This is a genomic window from Acidimicrobiales bacterium (assembly GCA_040219515.1).
Lineage (GTDB): Bacteria > Actinomycetota > Acidimicrobiia > Acidimicrobiales > Aldehydirespiratoraceae > JAJRXC01.
Genome location: JAVJSI010000005.1, coordinates 290493 through 304626 on the forward strand (window position 1 = coordinate 290493; position 14134 = coordinate 304626).

A 14134-nucleotide genomic window follows, 5' to 3' on the forward strand; every position below is an offset into this window, starting at 1 on the left:
TACCGAGCGTGGTGGCGGCTTTCATCGGCGCCGGTGTTGTGGCTAGGGTCCACGGGTCCTCCGGGTGGAGTTCGGTCTCACGACCGCCGTGACGCGCACGCGTCGCCGCCCACGGGTCTTCTGCGATGCGTCTTCTTTCCTCCACTCCTGCCGACGGGTTCCTCTCCCGCCGCCCCGTGCTGCGCCGTTGCGGCGCGCTGCTCGTCGCGAGCGCGGTCGGGGCCGTGTTGATGTTCGGTCCCTTCGCCTCGGCCGACGAGATCGAGGAACTGCGCGACGGCATCCCCACCGGGGCAGTCGTGCGCGCCGAGATCTCTCGTCTGTCCGACGAGCGGGACTCGTTGTTGTCGCAGCTGAGCGCAGCGGAGTCGTTGCTGGCCGCGGAGCTCGAGGAACGGGATCGACTCGACGACAGTCAACGTCTGCTCGCGTCGCAGATCGAGGCCGCAGCAGACCATCTCCGCACGGTTGCGGTGCGGGCGTTCGTCTCCGGCGGGGAGCTCGGGGAACTCCAGTACCTCGTCAACGTCGAGTCGGCCTCCGAGTTGAGTTGGCGTCGACATCTCCTGCACAACCACGCGGACTCATCGCAGCTCGCGCTCGACCGGCTCGAGAGCCTCGAGGCTCTGGCGAGCGACGACGTGCGCGACAGCATCGCCACGGCCGACCGGCTTCGCAGTGACATCGCCGGCCTCGAGTCCGAGATCGCGCGGATCGACCCCCTGATCGCCGAGGAGCTCGCACTCCAACCGCTGGCCGACGCCTGGGATCGCGCCGCCATCGCGATCGAGGAAGGCCGCTACGGCATCGCTCCCGAGGACAAGTGGGAACAGCTCCGTTTCTGCGAGTCGTCCGACAACTACCAGGCCGTCTCGCCCGACGGAAACTATCGGGGTGCCTACCAGTTCGACTTCCCGACATGGCAGACCGTGGGTGGCACCGGTGATCCGGCCGCGGCGCCGCCCGCCGAGCAGGACGCGCGGGCGCGAGAACTCTACGCCCGTCGCGGGCACCAGCCATGGGAGTGCGGACACCACCTCCGATAGGGCGGTGTCCGGTGGTGGACTCAGCCGCCGAGAAGACGGCGGGCGGCCTGCCCCAACCGGCCGGGTTGGGGAGGTTCCCAGCCCTCGGGCACCAGATGGGGCGCTTTCCTGCTGAGGACGGCGAGGACGTCATCGGCGGAGGGGTTCACGAGACCGACGTCGTCGATCACCACCGTGGGAACGGTCTCGTTGCCGTTGGCCCACTCGCGAACCGTCGCGGCGTCGGCCGGGCTGTCCCAGATGTTGTGCTTTCGCAACGGCACGCCGGCCTTGGTGAGTCCCCGGTCGAGCGACGCGCAGAATCCGCAGCCCGGCCGCCAGTAGAAGTCGATGCCGGTGGGTGATGCGTCAGTCATGTCGTTTCGAACCGGTCGACCGTCGGGTTTCTTCCCGCTGACTCCCATGTCTCATACGGAGATCTTGACGGTGAGGGCGTCCATGTCGGCCTCGAGCGACGCCATCACCGTGTCGATCATGGCCCGACGGGCGTTGGCGCGGGTGATCCGGAAGCCGGAGGGACTGAGCGCCGCCGCGTGGGCCCTCGCCGTCTCCATGACGGTGTCCTCCAGCTCGGCAACGGGGACGATCCGGTCGAGATATCCGACGTCGAGCGCCTCATCGGGGGAGTAGACCGTGCCGAGCAGGGTCGCGGCGGTGAAGTGTCGGCGCGAGAGCCGATCCCGGGCCAGCTCGGTGGCGAAGACGGGCAGCGGCATGCCGATGGTCGTTTCGGGAAGCCCGATACGACCCGGGTTGTCCGATGCCACCCTCACATCGCAGGAGAGCAACAACAACGCGCCGGCAGCCAGCGCATGACCGTCGGAGCCGGCCACCACCGGTGCCGGGAAGCCGTAGAGACGCATGCAGAGTTCAGCGCCCTTCTTCATGAGCATCCGGGCGGCCTCCGGGCTCTCCTTCATCACGGCGAGGTCGAACCCGGCGCTGAACTTTCCCTCACGGCCGAATAGCACGACCGCTCTGGCGTCGCGGGCCTCGTCGAGCGCGGCATCGAGTCCGTCGATGGCGGCGTGGCCCAGTGCGTTGGCCTTGCCGTCGTCGATGCGGATGACGGCGATGTCGTCGGTGAGTTCGAGAGTGACGGAATCAGTGGTGCTCATCGCGTCGACGCTAGCTCCCGACCCTCAGCTCGCGGGTTCCCACTCGTCGGGGATCGATGCGAGATCGAGGTCGAGCGCGTCGCAGAACGCCATCACCCACGCGCGGTAGCCGAGGTCGCTCGGGTGGAAGCGGTCGGCCGCCCACCCCTTTCGGCCACCGATCAGATGTGGCACGACATCGGCCACCACCAGACCGCGACGTTCTGCGGATCGCCGCATCGAACGGTTCACCCATCGCCCGGAGGGGCTGGCCGACGGCGCGGGGAGCGTCGAGACGATCGCGTGCGTCGGCAACTCGTCGATCAGCTCGTTCAGCCGGGCCGCAACCGAGGGTGGGTGGGGGTTGCGCATGAGGTCGTTGGACCCGACGCCGCAGGTGATGAGGGCGGCGCGCCGTTCGACGTCGGCGAGAAGCGGCAGTTGTTCCTCGCGGACATGGTGGCTGCGGGCGCCCGACCGGCTGAGGTTCACGATGCCGTGGGGGCGACCGTCGGCCTCGAGCGCACCGGCGATGCGGGCGACCCAGCTCCTCGAGATGGAGCTGGCCCCCACGCCCTGGGCGATCGAGTCGCCGAGCACGACCCAGAGGGGCAGTTCGCCGGCGAGTGCGTCGGCCGCGATATCTCGCCAGTGCGCCTCGCGGGGGTTGACCTGCTCGGCGACCTGGCGCGTGCCGCGGCTCACGACGCTGATCGTGCGGGTGAAGGGTCGCGGTGTCCAGGGCTCGCGCTCGTGGAGCGCGGCGATCACCGGATGGTGATCGGGTTTCTGCGGAAGGGGCTTAGTCTGCGCCACGTGATCCTTGTCGACATCGAGCGTGTCAGCATGAGCCGTCCGAACCGGCCGCTCTTCAGCGACGTGTCGGTGACGGTGTCAGATGGCGACCGTTTGGGGGTCGTGGGCATCAACGGTACCGGCAAATCGACACTGCTCTCCGTCATCGCCGGCACCCGGGAACCGGAGTCGGGCACGATTCGACGTGGTCGCGAGGCCAGCATCGCCGTGGTCGATCAGGTGACGAAGCTGCCGGAGGGCTCCGTGCGCGACGCGGTCGGCGGCGGCTGGCGCGGCGAGGCCGCGCTCGACCGCCTCGGCGTGGGCGATCTCATGGACCGGTCCACCACCGAGTTGTCGGGTGGCCAGGAAAAGCGCGTCGCTCTGGCGCAGGCCGTGGTCGCCGATGCCGATCTGCTGGTGCTCGACGAGCCGACGAACCATCTCGACGTCGACGCGATCGAGTGGCTCGAGAGCGAGCTGCGGGGATTTCGGGGCGGCCTCGTTCTGGTCACCCACGATCGCAAGGTGCTCGACTCGCTCACGACCCGCATTCTCGAACTCGACCGCGGGTCGGCCTACGTGCACGACGGCGGCTACGCCGGCTATCTCGAGGGACGGGCGGCCCGCGAGGAGCGGGCGGCGGCCAGCGAGTCCACGCGTCGCAACCTCGCCCGACGGGAGCTGGCCTGGCTGCGCACGGGAGCAAAGGCCCGCACCCGCAAGAGCCGGTCCCGCATCAACCGGGCCAACGAACTGATTCAGGGCGGCCCGCAGGCCGCGGCCCGCGAAGGCGACCTCGATCTCAAGCGGCTCCACGAGGGCACCCCCCGTCTGGGCGACCAGGTGGTCGAGCTCCACGACGTCACCGTCGGCTTCGCGGGGGCCGCACCGCTCGTCACCGGACTCGATCTCCTGCTCGACCGTCGCGAACGGCTCGGCATCGTCGGTGCCAACGGCAGCGGCAAGTCCACCCTGCTCGACGTGATCGCCGGCCGCCGAGCGCCGCTGGCCGGCGAGGTCGTCGTCGGTCCGACGGCCGAGGTCGGTCTGCACGACCAGCGAGGCCGTGAGCTGCCGCCCACCGCGAAGGTGCGGGAGTTGATGGCGGGCGACGGGGCCGAGCCCGACTGGTGGGACATGGCGCTGCTCGAGCGCTTCTGGTTCGACAGCGACACGCAACACTCGCCGATCGAGCTCCTCTCGGGCGGCGAACGACGTCGCATCCAGCTGGTGTTGACGCTGGCCGACAAGCCGAATGTTCTCCTGCTCGACGAGCCGACCAACGATCTGGACCTCGACACGCTGCGGGCGTTGGAGGACTTCCTCGACGACTGGCCCGGCGCCGTCGTGGTCGTGAGCCACGATCGGACCTTCCTCGATCGCACCGTCGATGATGTGCTCGTGATCGATCACGGGCGGGCCCAGCGCTGGCCCGGCGGGTACGAGCAGTGGCTCGAGGACCGGTCCACCTCCGGGAACCGGGGCAGTGTGGCAACGACGACGTCGACGCCGTCGGTGAAGCCTCGAAAACCGGCGGTCCGCACCGGTGGGCGCAGCCACAGCACCATTCGTCACGACGTCAAAGCAGCCGAGAAGGCCATGGGTCGACTGCAGAAGCGGCGAGAGCAACTCGACGCCGAACTGGCGGACGCGGGCACCGATCATGTTCGACTGGCGGAGGTCGGCGAGGCCATCGCCGGCTGTGATGCGGAGCTGTCGGCGGCGGAGGAACGCTGGTTGGAGCTCTCCGAGGAGCTCGAGAACCGATGACCGGGACCACGTCGCTACCCTGAACGTCATGACTGACACCGTCACCACCGAGGCTGAATCCGGCGCCGACGAGGTGCTCATCGTCACCGATGCGGCCCGCGCCACCGTGCTCGAGATCCGGGCCAAGGAGGACGATGGCGAGAGCCTGGGCCTGCGGGTCGAGGTCACCGGCGCGTCGGGGGTCGACTACACCTACGACCTCTCGCTCGAACCGGTGGCCGAGGCGGCCGACGACGACCACGTCCGCGACGACGACGGGCTCTCCATCATCGTGCCCGCAGCCAGCGTTTCCGCCCTGACCGGGGCCACACTCGACCTGCCGGCGACCGCAGGTCAGGGCGGGCTGGTGATCCGCAACCCGAACCGGCCGAACCCGCTCGGTGAGCTCGGTCAGCTCGAACTCACCGGCGATGCGGCCAACAAGATCACGATCCTGCTGGCGGAGCGCATCAACCCCGCGCTCGCCTCGCACGGCGGATTCGCCGAACTCGTCGGGGTCGAGGGCGAGAAGGCCTTCGTCACCATGGGCGGCGGATGTCAGGGGTGCGCGATGAGTGCCGCCACGCTGCGCGAGGGCATCACCAAGGCGATCCTCGAGGCGATCCCCGAGATCACCGAAGTGGTCGACACGACCGACCATGACGAGGGCGAGAACCCCTACTACAGCTGATCTCGGTTCGTCTGCAGCGAGCGCCGGGCGCTCTCGGCGATACCCGCGGCGTCGAGACCGAAGCCGGCGTGGATGTCGTCGGGGTTGCCGTGGGGCACGTACTCGGTGGGCACACCGAGTACCCGGACCCGACAGTCGGCGTCTCGCTCACCCAGCGCGTCGCGCACTCCGGCGCCGGCCCCGCCGATACGGAGTCCGTCTTCGATGGTGACGACGGCGCGGTGGCCGGCGATGTCTTCGATCATGGCCGGGTCGAGCGGGGTGACGACGCGGGGGTCGTAGACCGTGGCATCGATGCCCTCGGCGGCGAGCAGGTCGGCGGCGCCCAACGTGGCACCGAGCATCTGGCCGAAGCCGACCAGAGCGACAGAACCGTCGCCGGCGCGGATCTTGCGGGCGTGGAGCCCGGCACCGACCTCGTGGTCGGGTACGTGGGCGGCCTTTCCCCGGGACCAGCGGATGGCGACGGGCCCATCGGTGAGGCCCATGGCGTCGTCCATCATCTGCTGGAGTTCCTGATAGCTCGACGGCGCGAAGACGGTCATCCCGGGGACCTTCGTGAGCAGGACGAGGTCGAGGATGCCGTGGTGGGATGCACCGTCGGGGCCGGTGATGCCGGCCCGGTCGAGACAGAAGATCACGGGCTGTCCGTGGAGGCCGACATCGAGGTTCACCTGGTCGAACGCCCGAGTGAGGAAGGTGGCGTAGACCGCGATCAGTGGCCGGAGACCGCCCATGGCCATGCCGGTCGCCGCAGTGACGGCATGCTGTTCGGCGATGCCGACGTCGATGCAGCGATCGGGGAAGCGCTCACGGAAGGGGATGAGACCAGTGGAGTCGGGCATCGCCGCGGTGATGGCCACGAGCTCGGGGTGCTGGTCGCCGAGCTTCACGAGGGCTTCGGAGAACGCGGCCGTGTAGCTGCCCTCCTTCATCTTGGAGCCGGTGTCGGCGAGGCCCGGCTTTGCGTCGTGCATGTTCTTGACGTCGTCCTGCTCGGCGGGCAGGTAGCCCCGCCCCTTCTGGGTGAGGACGTGGACGACGACCGGACCCTCGAACTCCTTCGCGTTCTGGAGGGCTTCCTCTACCGAGGCGATGTCGTGGCCGTCGAAAGGGCCCATGTAGCGCACGCCGAGATCCTCGAAGAACGCCGATGGCTCCCACATCTCGCGGATGGCCGCCTTTGACATCTTGACGCCTCGGCCGATCTGTTCGCCGACCCACGGGATGCGCTCGGCGATCTCCTCGATCTTGGCCTGACGGCGCATGTAGGTGGGGTTGTTGCGGATCTTCACGAGGCTCTCCGAGAGCTTCGAGACGGTCGGAGCGTAGGAACGGCCGTTGTCGTTGAGCACGACCACGACATCGCGTCCACTGTGGCCGAGATTGTTCAGTCCCTCGAACGCCATCCCGCCGGTGAGCGCGCCGTCGCCGATCACCGCCACCACTTCGCGTCGCGCGTCGGTGGCGTGGAACGCAGTGGCGAGGCCGTGGGCGTAGGACAGCACGGTGGATGCGTGGCTGTTCTCGATCCAGTCGTGCTCGGACTCGGCCCGCGAGGGGTAACCCGACAGGCCCCCGGCCTCGCGTAGGCCGGCGAAGTCGCGAACCCGTCCCGTGAGCATCTTGTGGACGTAGGTCTGGTGACCGGTGTCCCACAGGATGACGTCGTGAGGTGAGCGGAACACCCGGTGCAACGCGATCGTGAGTTCGACCGCACCCAGGTTCGAGCCGAGGTGGCCGCCGTGCTCGTTGACGGCTTCGATGACCTGGTGGCGGATCTGTTCGGCGAGATCGCCGAGTTCGGCGAAGCTGCGTCCTTGGAGATCTTCGGGGCCGTTGACGGCGTCGAGCAACATGAAGCCTCTGGCGAGAGATGGGCGAGGTGCCTCTGGCGAGACCCGGGCGGCGCGTGCCGCAGCCGTTACCCGGCGTCCAGGGTACCCGCAGGCTCGGGCTCATGGAGGACGCGGCCCGGGAGCAACCGCGACAGCGGTCGCGCGACCAGCAAGCCGAACCCCAGCGCGGCGAGTCCGCCGATGGCGTCGATCCAGTAGTGGTTGGCGGTGACGATGATGGCGAACAGGGTGATGAAGGGGTAGGCGGCGATCGAGAGCCGGGCCCATCGCCGCTTCAGCACCGGGTAGAGGCCGACCGCGCACCAGGTCGCCCAGGCGATGTGGAGGCTGGGCATCGCCGCGTACTGGTTGGAGATGGATTCCATGGTGCCGGACTCGAACGACCAGAGCCCCCCCGGGTCGACGAGCGTGTCGACATAAGCGTGGTCGAGTTCGCACGCGCCGTACGAGGACTGGGGTTGGCATGCCGACAACAGCCGGGGCGGCATCAGCGGGAAGAATGCGAAGCCGAAGAGGGCCACGGCTGTGGTGGCGGCGAGGGCCGAGCGCATGAACATGTAGCGCTGGGGAAACCGCAGGAAAAGGAAGACCATCACGAAGATGGTCACCACGAAATGGAACGAGCCGTAGAAGACGTTCCAGAACACGATGAAGGGGTCGATGTCGAGGAAGCGGGCCTGGATCCACTCCTCGTGGTAGAGGCCGAGTGCCTTCTCGAGATCGATGACCTTGATCGCGTTGTCGAACGACCGGTCGAGGATGTTGCCGCCGAGAGCCGAACCGAACTGGTTCCGGACCGCCGAATAGACCACGTAGAAGCCCAGCGTGATGAGGCCCTCGACCCACCACCGGATACCGGTGTCAGCCGTGGACGGCGCGGGGGTACTGGTCGGAGAAGGCATGACGGTGTCGACGGGGGTGGACACCTGTCTAGCCCGCAGTGCGCTCGAGAAACCGGTCGCGATCGACGAGGACCCGCACGACCCGACCCGCCGCCACGGTGCCCCGTCGGTCGGTCGCGTCGACCACGAAGGTCAGGCGGCGTCCTTCGACCCGTTCGATCTCGGCGGTGATGGTGACGATGCCGCCCACGGCGACCGGCTGGACGTGGTCGATCTGCATGCGCATCCCGACGGTGGTCTGGCCCGGCTCGAGCTCTTCCTGGATGGCTTCGATGCAGGCGGCCTCGGCCCACGCGAGCACTCGAGGGGTGGCGAGAACCTCGACATCACCGGACCCCAGCGCCACCGCGGTGTCGAGGTCGGTGACCTCTCGTTCGATACAGGCGGACAACCCGGCGTCGACGGACATCGGCGGTACCATACCCAACCCCGGACCAGGGAGGTCTCTGTGCTCGATCACGAGCTCGTCAACCGCACGCTCGGCACCGCACTGCGCACGGGCGGTGAGTTCGCCGAGGTCTTCGTCGAGGACAAGCGTTCGACGTCGGCCACGCTCGACGACGGCCGGGTCGAGGAGCTCACGAGTGGGCGTGATCGAGGCGCCGGGATCCGCGTCGTCGTGGGCGACACGACCGGTTTTGCGCACACCGCGGATCTGTCCGAGTCCGGACTCGCCACTGCGGCGACCGCTGCGGCCGCCGCCGCGCGCGGGGGCGGCGGGGGTGTGAAGGAGGTGGCGGTCCGGCCGTCCGCCGGACCTGCGCCCCGACCCGTGCGAATTTCTCCGGAGGATGTCGCGAAGGCCACCAAGGTCGAGTTGTTGTCGCTGGCCGATGCCGCGGCGCGTGGCGAGAGTGCATCGATCACCCAGGTGTCGGCCCGCTACGGCGACAGCCGGCGACGCATTCTCGTGGCGAACAGCGACGGGCTGCTGGCCGAGGACGACCAGGTCCGCACCCTGTTCTCGGTGTCCTGCGTGGCAACCGGCGACACCGGTTTGCAGACGGGGCGCGAGTCCACCGGGCGCACGGTGGGGTTCGAGCTGTTCGACGACGCCGATGTGGAGGCAATGGCGCGCCGCGCCGCAGGTCGCGCGATCACCAAGCTCGCCGCCCGCCCGGCGCCGTCCGGCGCCATGCCGGTGGTGGTCGGCCCCGGCGGGGGCGGAGTGCTCTTCCACGAGGCCTGTGGCCACGGTCTCGAGGCCGACCTGGTCGCCAAGTCCGCCAGCGTCTTCGCCGGTCGGGTCGGTGAGACGGTCGCCACCCCGCTCGTCACCCTCATCGACGACGGCACCATGGCCGGCGAATGGGGTCACTTCACGATCGATGACGAAGGACGCCCCGCCGGTCACAACGTGTTGATCCAGGACGGGGTCCTCACCGACTACATGTGGGACCACCTCCGGGCCCGCAAGGAAGGCCGCCCGAGCTCGGGCAACGGCCGCCGGCAGAGCTACCAGCACCTTCCCATGGTGCGCATGACCAACACCTTCATCTCCAACGGCACCGATGAACCCGACGACATCGTCGGCAGCACCGAGTCCGGTGTCTACGTGGCCCAGCTGGGCGGCGGTCAGGTCAACACCGCCACCGGCGACTTCGTGTTCGGCATGACCGAGGCCTACCTGATCGAGAACGGCGAGATCACCGAACCGATCCGAGAGGGCAACCTGATCGGCAACGGGCCCGAGGTGCTCACCCGCATCGATGCGCTGGGCAACGACTTCTCGATGGGGTCACCCGGCACCTGCGGCAAGGACGGTCAGGGGGTGCCCGTCGGGGATGGCACCCCGACGCTGCGGGTTACCAGCCTCACCATCGGTGGCACGGCGGCCTGAGGCGACCGGCATGTCCGAACTGATCGACATCGCCGCCCGCGTCGTCGGGTGGGCCCAGCGCGGCGAGCAGGTCGAGGCGTTCGTCGTCCACGCGAACGAATCCGAGATCCGCGCCTACGAGGGCGAGGTCGAGTCCCTCACGTCGGCGGAGAGCCGCGGCATCGGCGTGCGGGTCGTGGCCGACGGCCGTCAGGGCTACGCCTATGCCGGCACGCTCGACGAGGGCGCGCTGGCGGAGACCCTGCGCGAAGCACGCGACAACGCCACGTTCGCCGAACCCGACGAGTTCAACGGCGTCGCCGAGCCCGACGGACACACGCCGGCCGAGCTCGACCTCTTCGATCCGACGATGGCGTCCTTCAGCACCGACGCCAAGGTCGCGTTGGCCATCGAGCTCGAGCGGGCGACGAGGGCCGCCGATCCGCGCATCAGCGGCATCGAGTCGGCCGAGTACGTCGACACCGTCTTCGAGTCCGCGGTGGCGACCACCACCGGGATCGCGAGCACGACCCGCGAGACGGGCTGCTATCTGTCGGCCTATTCGCTGGCCGAGAACGGGGACGAGACCCAGACCGGCTTCGGGTTCTCGATCGGGCGCGGACCCTCGGCCCTCGATCCGGCCAAGGCCGCGGCCGACGCGGCCGAGCGGGCCACACGGCTGCTCGGCGCGGTCAAACCGGAGACCGGGCGGGTGACGGTCGTGCTCGATCCGTGGGTCACCGCGCAGATGCTCCAGATCATCGGCCACACGCTCACCGGCGACGCGATCCAGCGGGGACGATCGCTGTTCGTCGACCGACTCGGCGACGCGGTGGCGGTGCCGGCCTTCACCCTGATCGACGACGCGACCGACGCCGAGGCCTTCACCGCGTCGATGGTCGACGGCGAGGGACTGGCCACCCGCCCCACGCCGTTGATCGCCGATGGAGTCCTGCAGGGTTTCCTCCACAACAGCTACTCGGCGCGGCGGGGCGGTACCCGCTCGACCGGCAGCGCCGTTCGTGGCGGGTTCAAGGGCGCGCCGGGCGTCGGTGCCCAGGCGTTGGCGCTGCGGCCCGGCACCGCCACCCAGACCGAACTCATCGCCGGGATCGACGACGGCCTGCTCGTGCAGGGCGTGTCCGGTCTGCATTCGGGGGTCAACCCGGTTTCGGGCGATTTCTCGACGGGCGCCGAGGGTCTGCGCATCCGCCACGGTGAGATCGCCGAGCCGGTGCGCGAGTTCACCATCGCCTCGACGATCCAGCGGTTGCTGCTCGACATCCAGGGCGTCGGATCCGATCTCGAGTGGCTGCCCATGAGCGCCGCCGGTGTCAGCCTGGTCGTCGCCGATGTGATGATGTCGGGCGTCTGAGTCGATGGTCGAACTCGCGGAACTCGCCCGGAAGATCCTCGCGTCCGCCCCGCCGGGCGACGACGTCGAGGTGTGCGTGGGGCGCGCGGTCGAGACCTCGGTCCGGGTCCACGGGGGCCAGGTGGAGTCGCTGACCGTTGCGGAATCCCACGCCGTGGGCGTCCGTGTGGTGACGGGAAGTCGCGAAGGGCACGCCCATGCCGGCAGCTTCGATGCCGACGTGACCGAGGGTCTGGTGGGCGAGGCCCGCGACAACGCGTCCTTCGCCGAGGTCGACGAACGCGTCGGGTTGGCCGTGCCCGACGGTGTCGCCGCGGTTCCGGTCGACCGGTGGGACCCGACCGTCGAGTCGACCTCGGTCGACGACAAGATCGCCCTCGCCGTCGCGCTCGAAGCGGCCGTACTCGCCGCCGACCCCCGGGTGCGCGGTGTCCGGGCATCCGTCTACGGCGACACCCGCAGCGAGCGGGTGGTCATGAGCAGCACCGGCATCGACAGCCACACCGTGGGCACCATGGCGTCGTTGTCGACCAGCGTCATGGTGGACGACGTCGACGGTGGCACTCGCACGGGTGGGGCGGTCGATGCAGCCCGCGGGCCGGTCGGACTCGATGTCGACAAGGTGGCCGACCTCGCCGTCATCCGGGGCCTGCAGCTTCTCGGCGCCGTGGCACCGAGCACCGCCCGGCCGACCGTCGTGTTCGAGCCTCGGTTCGCGGCGACGGTCCTGGGCCTCGTGGCGTCGATGCTCTCGGGAGAACGGGTGGTCAAGGGACGCACCCCGTTCGCCGACCGGGTGGGTGCACCGATCGCCGCCGACCTCCTCACGATGTTCGACGACCCGACCGACCCGATGTCGCTCGCGGCGGCTGCATTCGACGGCGAAGGCCTCGCCTGCCGCCATGTGCCGCTGCTCAGCGACGGGGTTCTCGATGGATTCCTCCACGACACCCGCAGCGCGAGGGGCCTGGGTGTGCGCAGCACGGGCTCGGCGTCCCGCAGCGTCCGGGGTGCGCCGTCGCCCAGCCATCGGTCGTTGCACGTCGTTCCCGGCACGGGAGACCTGGCCTCGTTCATCGCGGGAATCGATGACGGGCTGCTCGTGGCCTCCCTGCAGGGTCTGCATTCTGGCGTCAACGCGGTCAGCGGCGATCTCTCCGTCGGGGTCGAGGGCATCCGGATCCGCAACGGCGAGCTCGCCGAGCCGATCAGGGAAGGCACACTCGCCGGCGCCATTCCTGCCATGTTGCGTCACATCGTGGGCGTCGGTGCCGATCTCGAACATCAACCGGGTGGGTCGATCGTGCCGACCGTGGTGGTCGACGGATTGACCCTCGGAGGTGGAGGCTGACATGGAGATCCTGCACGCGATCGTGCTGGGCGTGGTCCAAGGGCTCTCGGAGTTCCTGCCGATCTCGTCGAGCGGCCACCTCGAACTCACTCGCTGGCTGTTCGGCTGGGACGACCTGCCGGCCGAACTCGAAACGGCCTTCGACGTGTCCGTGCATCTGGGCACCCTGCTGGGTGCGATCGCCTACCTGCGGCACGATGTGGCGCGCTACATCGCCGCCGGATTCGCGCCCTTGCGACGACAGCGGCTGGAGACCGATGGCCGTATCGCCTGGTTCCTCGTCGCCTCCGCCGTTCCCGCCGGCCTCACGGGGGTCGTGTTGAAGGACCAGCTCGCCGATCTCGACAGCATCGCCTTGATCGCCGTGATGCTGATCGTGTTCGGCTTCGTGCTCATGGTCGCCGATCGGTTGCCGGAACGGCGTTCGCTCGACGAGTTCACCCTCCGCGACGCACTGATGATGGGGGTGGGTCAGGCCCTGGCGCTCCAGCCGGGGGTGTCGCGTTCGGGGGCGACCCTGACGGTGGCTCGCTTCGTCGGCTTCGAACGCGACGCGGCCGCCCGCCTCGTGTTCCTCATGAGCCTGCCGATCATCGCCGGGGCCGGCGTCTTCTCCCTCGCCGACGCGGACATTCCGAGCGACTTCTGGCCGCCCTTCCTCTGGGGAATGGCCGCATCCGCAGTCACCGGCTGGGTGGCCGTGTGGGGAACCCTGCGGATGGTGCGATCGCGGACGTTCCGGCCGTTCGTGATCTATCGCATCGGTCTGGGCGTGGTCGTGTTGGCGATTCTCGCCACGAACTGGCGCTGAGTTCAGCCGACCAGGACGGGTACGAGCTCGCCGACGGAGAGGGCGCCGATCACCGACGGCACGTACTCGTCGGCCACCGCGACGACCGCCAGCCCATCGACCACCGACAGCACTTCCGCGTCCGCTCCCACTCGGGCACCGGTGAACAGCGCGTAGAGGTCGACGCGATCACCGACCTGGAGGTGGGGGCTCGGCGTCGGGAGGCCGACCGCGCCGCGTCCCGGGCCGACGAGCGAACTGTTGGCGGTCGCGGCCGGGTCGCCGAGACGACCGTCGCGCAGGATCTCGCCCTCGCCCACGGCGTCGGCGAGATGGCGTCCGACCGGTGAATCCACGGTTGCGTCGCGGGGCAGCGCGCCGGCGGGAAGGGGACGGCGCACGACATCGCCCTCGGCGAGTCGGTGGCCCGCCGCCAGCTCGCCGGTCGTGACCCACGCGTCGAGGTGCGGTGTCCAGGCGGCGGCTGCGATCTCGCTCCGCTGCTGTGCAGACCTCACCGTCGACAGGCAGATCGCCACGAGCAGCACGGCCAGCAGCGGTCGGCTCCATCGGTGATGGCGAAGCGTCGCCGGCAACGCGCCCGGGTCGAACCGGGGCGGCCGCGTCGGACGTCGGATCTCCATGTACAGCACTCCC

14 protein-coding genes are annotated in these 14134 nt (G+C 69.3%); 7 read left to right on the forward strand and 7 right to left on the reverse strand.

Annotated elements, in window-relative coordinates; translation table 11 throughout:
* Nucleotides 1–125: 125 nt before the first annotated feature.
* Entirely contained in the window at nt 126–1046 is a 921-nt protein-coding gene (locus RIB98_03980) for a transglycosylase family protein (protein MEQ8840117.1), read from the forward strand.
* Nucleotides 1047–1066: 20 nt separating this feature from the next.
* Here RIB98_03980 and RIB98_03985 read toward each other — a convergent pair whose 3' ends face one another.
* The 3 genes from RIB98_03985 to RIB98_03995 are packed head-to-tail and all read right to left on the reverse strand — an operon-like array spanning nt 1067 to nt 2959.
* Nucleotides 1067–1402 (reverse strand): glutaredoxin domain-containing protein, encoded by a 336-nt coding sequence (locus RIB98_03985; protein MEQ8840118.1) that lies wholly within the window; start codon nt 1400–1402, stop codon nt 1067–1069.
* A gap of 51 nt (nt 1403–1453) precedes the next feature.
* A complete protein-coding gene (locus tag RIB98_03990; protein MEQ8840119.1) occupies nt 1454–2164 on the reverse strand; it encodes a crotonase/enoyl-CoA hydratase family protein in 711 nt (236 codons plus the stop codon).
* A gap of 24 nt (nt 2165–2188) precedes the next feature.
* Nucleotides 2189–2959, reverse strand: coding sequence for an SGNH/GDSL hydrolase family protein (locus RIB98_03995; GenBank protein MEQ8840120.1), 771 nt, complete (start codon nt 2957–2959; stop codon nt 2189–2191).
* A 30-nt stretch (nt 2960–2989) separates the two neighbouring features.
* On the opposite strand from RIB98_03995, the gene RIB98_04000 reads away from it, so the two are divergent.
* Both RIB98_04000 and RIB98_04005 read left to right on the forward strand, forming a co-directional pair.
* Complete coding sequence (locus RIB98_04000) at nt 2990–4711, forward strand: ABC-F family ATP-binding cassette domain-containing protein (GenBank protein MEQ8840121.1); 1722 nt, start codon at nt 2990–2992, stop codon at nt 4709–4711.
* Between the two features lie 28 nt (nt 4712–4739).
* Nucleotides 4740–5381 (forward strand): NifU family protein, encoded by a 642-nt coding sequence (locus RIB98_04005; protein ID MEQ8840122.1) that lies wholly within the window; start codon nt 4740–4742, stop codon nt 5379–5381.
* On the opposite strand, the gene dxs is transcribed toward RIB98_04005, so the two are convergent.
* From dxs to RIB98_04020, 3 genes are all read right to left on the reverse strand, one after another.
* On the reverse strand, nt 5372–7240 hold the full coding sequence (dxs, locus tag RIB98_04010) for a 1-deoxy-D-xylulose-5-phosphate synthase (GenBank protein MEQ8840123.1): 1869 nt from the start codon (nt 7238–7240) through the stop codon (nt 5372–5374). The genes RIB98_04005 and dxs overlap by 10 nt on opposite strands.
* Nucleotides 7241–7305: 65 nt before the next feature.
* Nucleotides 7306–8142 carry a phosphatase PAP2 family protein gene (locus tag RIB98_04015; GenBank protein MEQ8840124.1) on the reverse strand — a complete coding sequence of 279 codons (837 nt, stop codon included), beginning with the start codon at nt 8140–8142 and terminating at the stop codon, nt 7306–7308.
* Between the two features lie 28 nt (nt 8143–8170).
* The gene (locus tag RIB98_04020; GenBank protein MEQ8840125.1) at nt 8171–8551 is read right to left on the reverse strand and encodes a hotdog domain-containing protein; all 381 of its coding nucleotides are present in this window, start codon (nt 8549–8551) and stop codon (nt 8171–8173) included.
* Between the two features lie 39 nt (nt 8552–8590).
* Here RIB98_04020 and RIB98_04025 point away from each other — a divergent pair, with 39 nt between their 5' ends.
* Genes RIB98_04025 through RIB98_04040 form a run of 4 tightly spaced genes read left to right on the forward strand, consistent with a single transcriptional unit; the run spans nt 8591 to nt 13498 of the window.
* Entirely contained in the window at nt 8591–9982 is a 1392-nt protein-coding gene (locus RIB98_04025; protein ID MEQ8840126.1) for a TldD/PmbA family protein, read from the forward strand.
* Between the two features lie 10 nt (nt 9983–9992).
* Nucleotides 9993–11336 (forward strand): TldD/PmbA family protein, encoded by a 1344-nt coding sequence (locus RIB98_04030; GenBank protein MEQ8840127.1) that lies wholly within the window; start codon nt 9993–9995, stop codon nt 11334–11336.
* A 4-nt stretch (nt 11337–11340) separates the two neighbouring features.
* Nucleotides 11341–12687 (forward strand): TldD/PmbA family protein, encoded by a 1347-nt coding sequence (locus RIB98_04035; GenBank protein MEQ8840128.1) that lies wholly within the window; start codon nt 11341–11343, stop codon nt 12685–12687.
* Between the two features lies 1 nt (nt 12688).
* Nucleotides 12689–13498, forward strand: coding sequence for an undecaprenyl-diphosphate phosphatase (locus RIB98_04040; GenBank protein MEQ8840129.1), 810 nt, complete (start codon nt 12689–12691; stop codon nt 13496–13498).
* A gap of 2 nt (nt 13499–13500) precedes the next feature.
* Here RIB98_04040 and RIB98_04045 read toward each other — a convergent pair whose 3' ends face one another.
* Entirely contained in the window at nt 13501–14121 is a 621-nt protein-coding gene (locus RIB98_04045; protein MEQ8840130.1) for a hypothetical protein, read from the reverse strand.
* Nucleotides 14122–14134 lie beyond the last annotated feature (13 nt).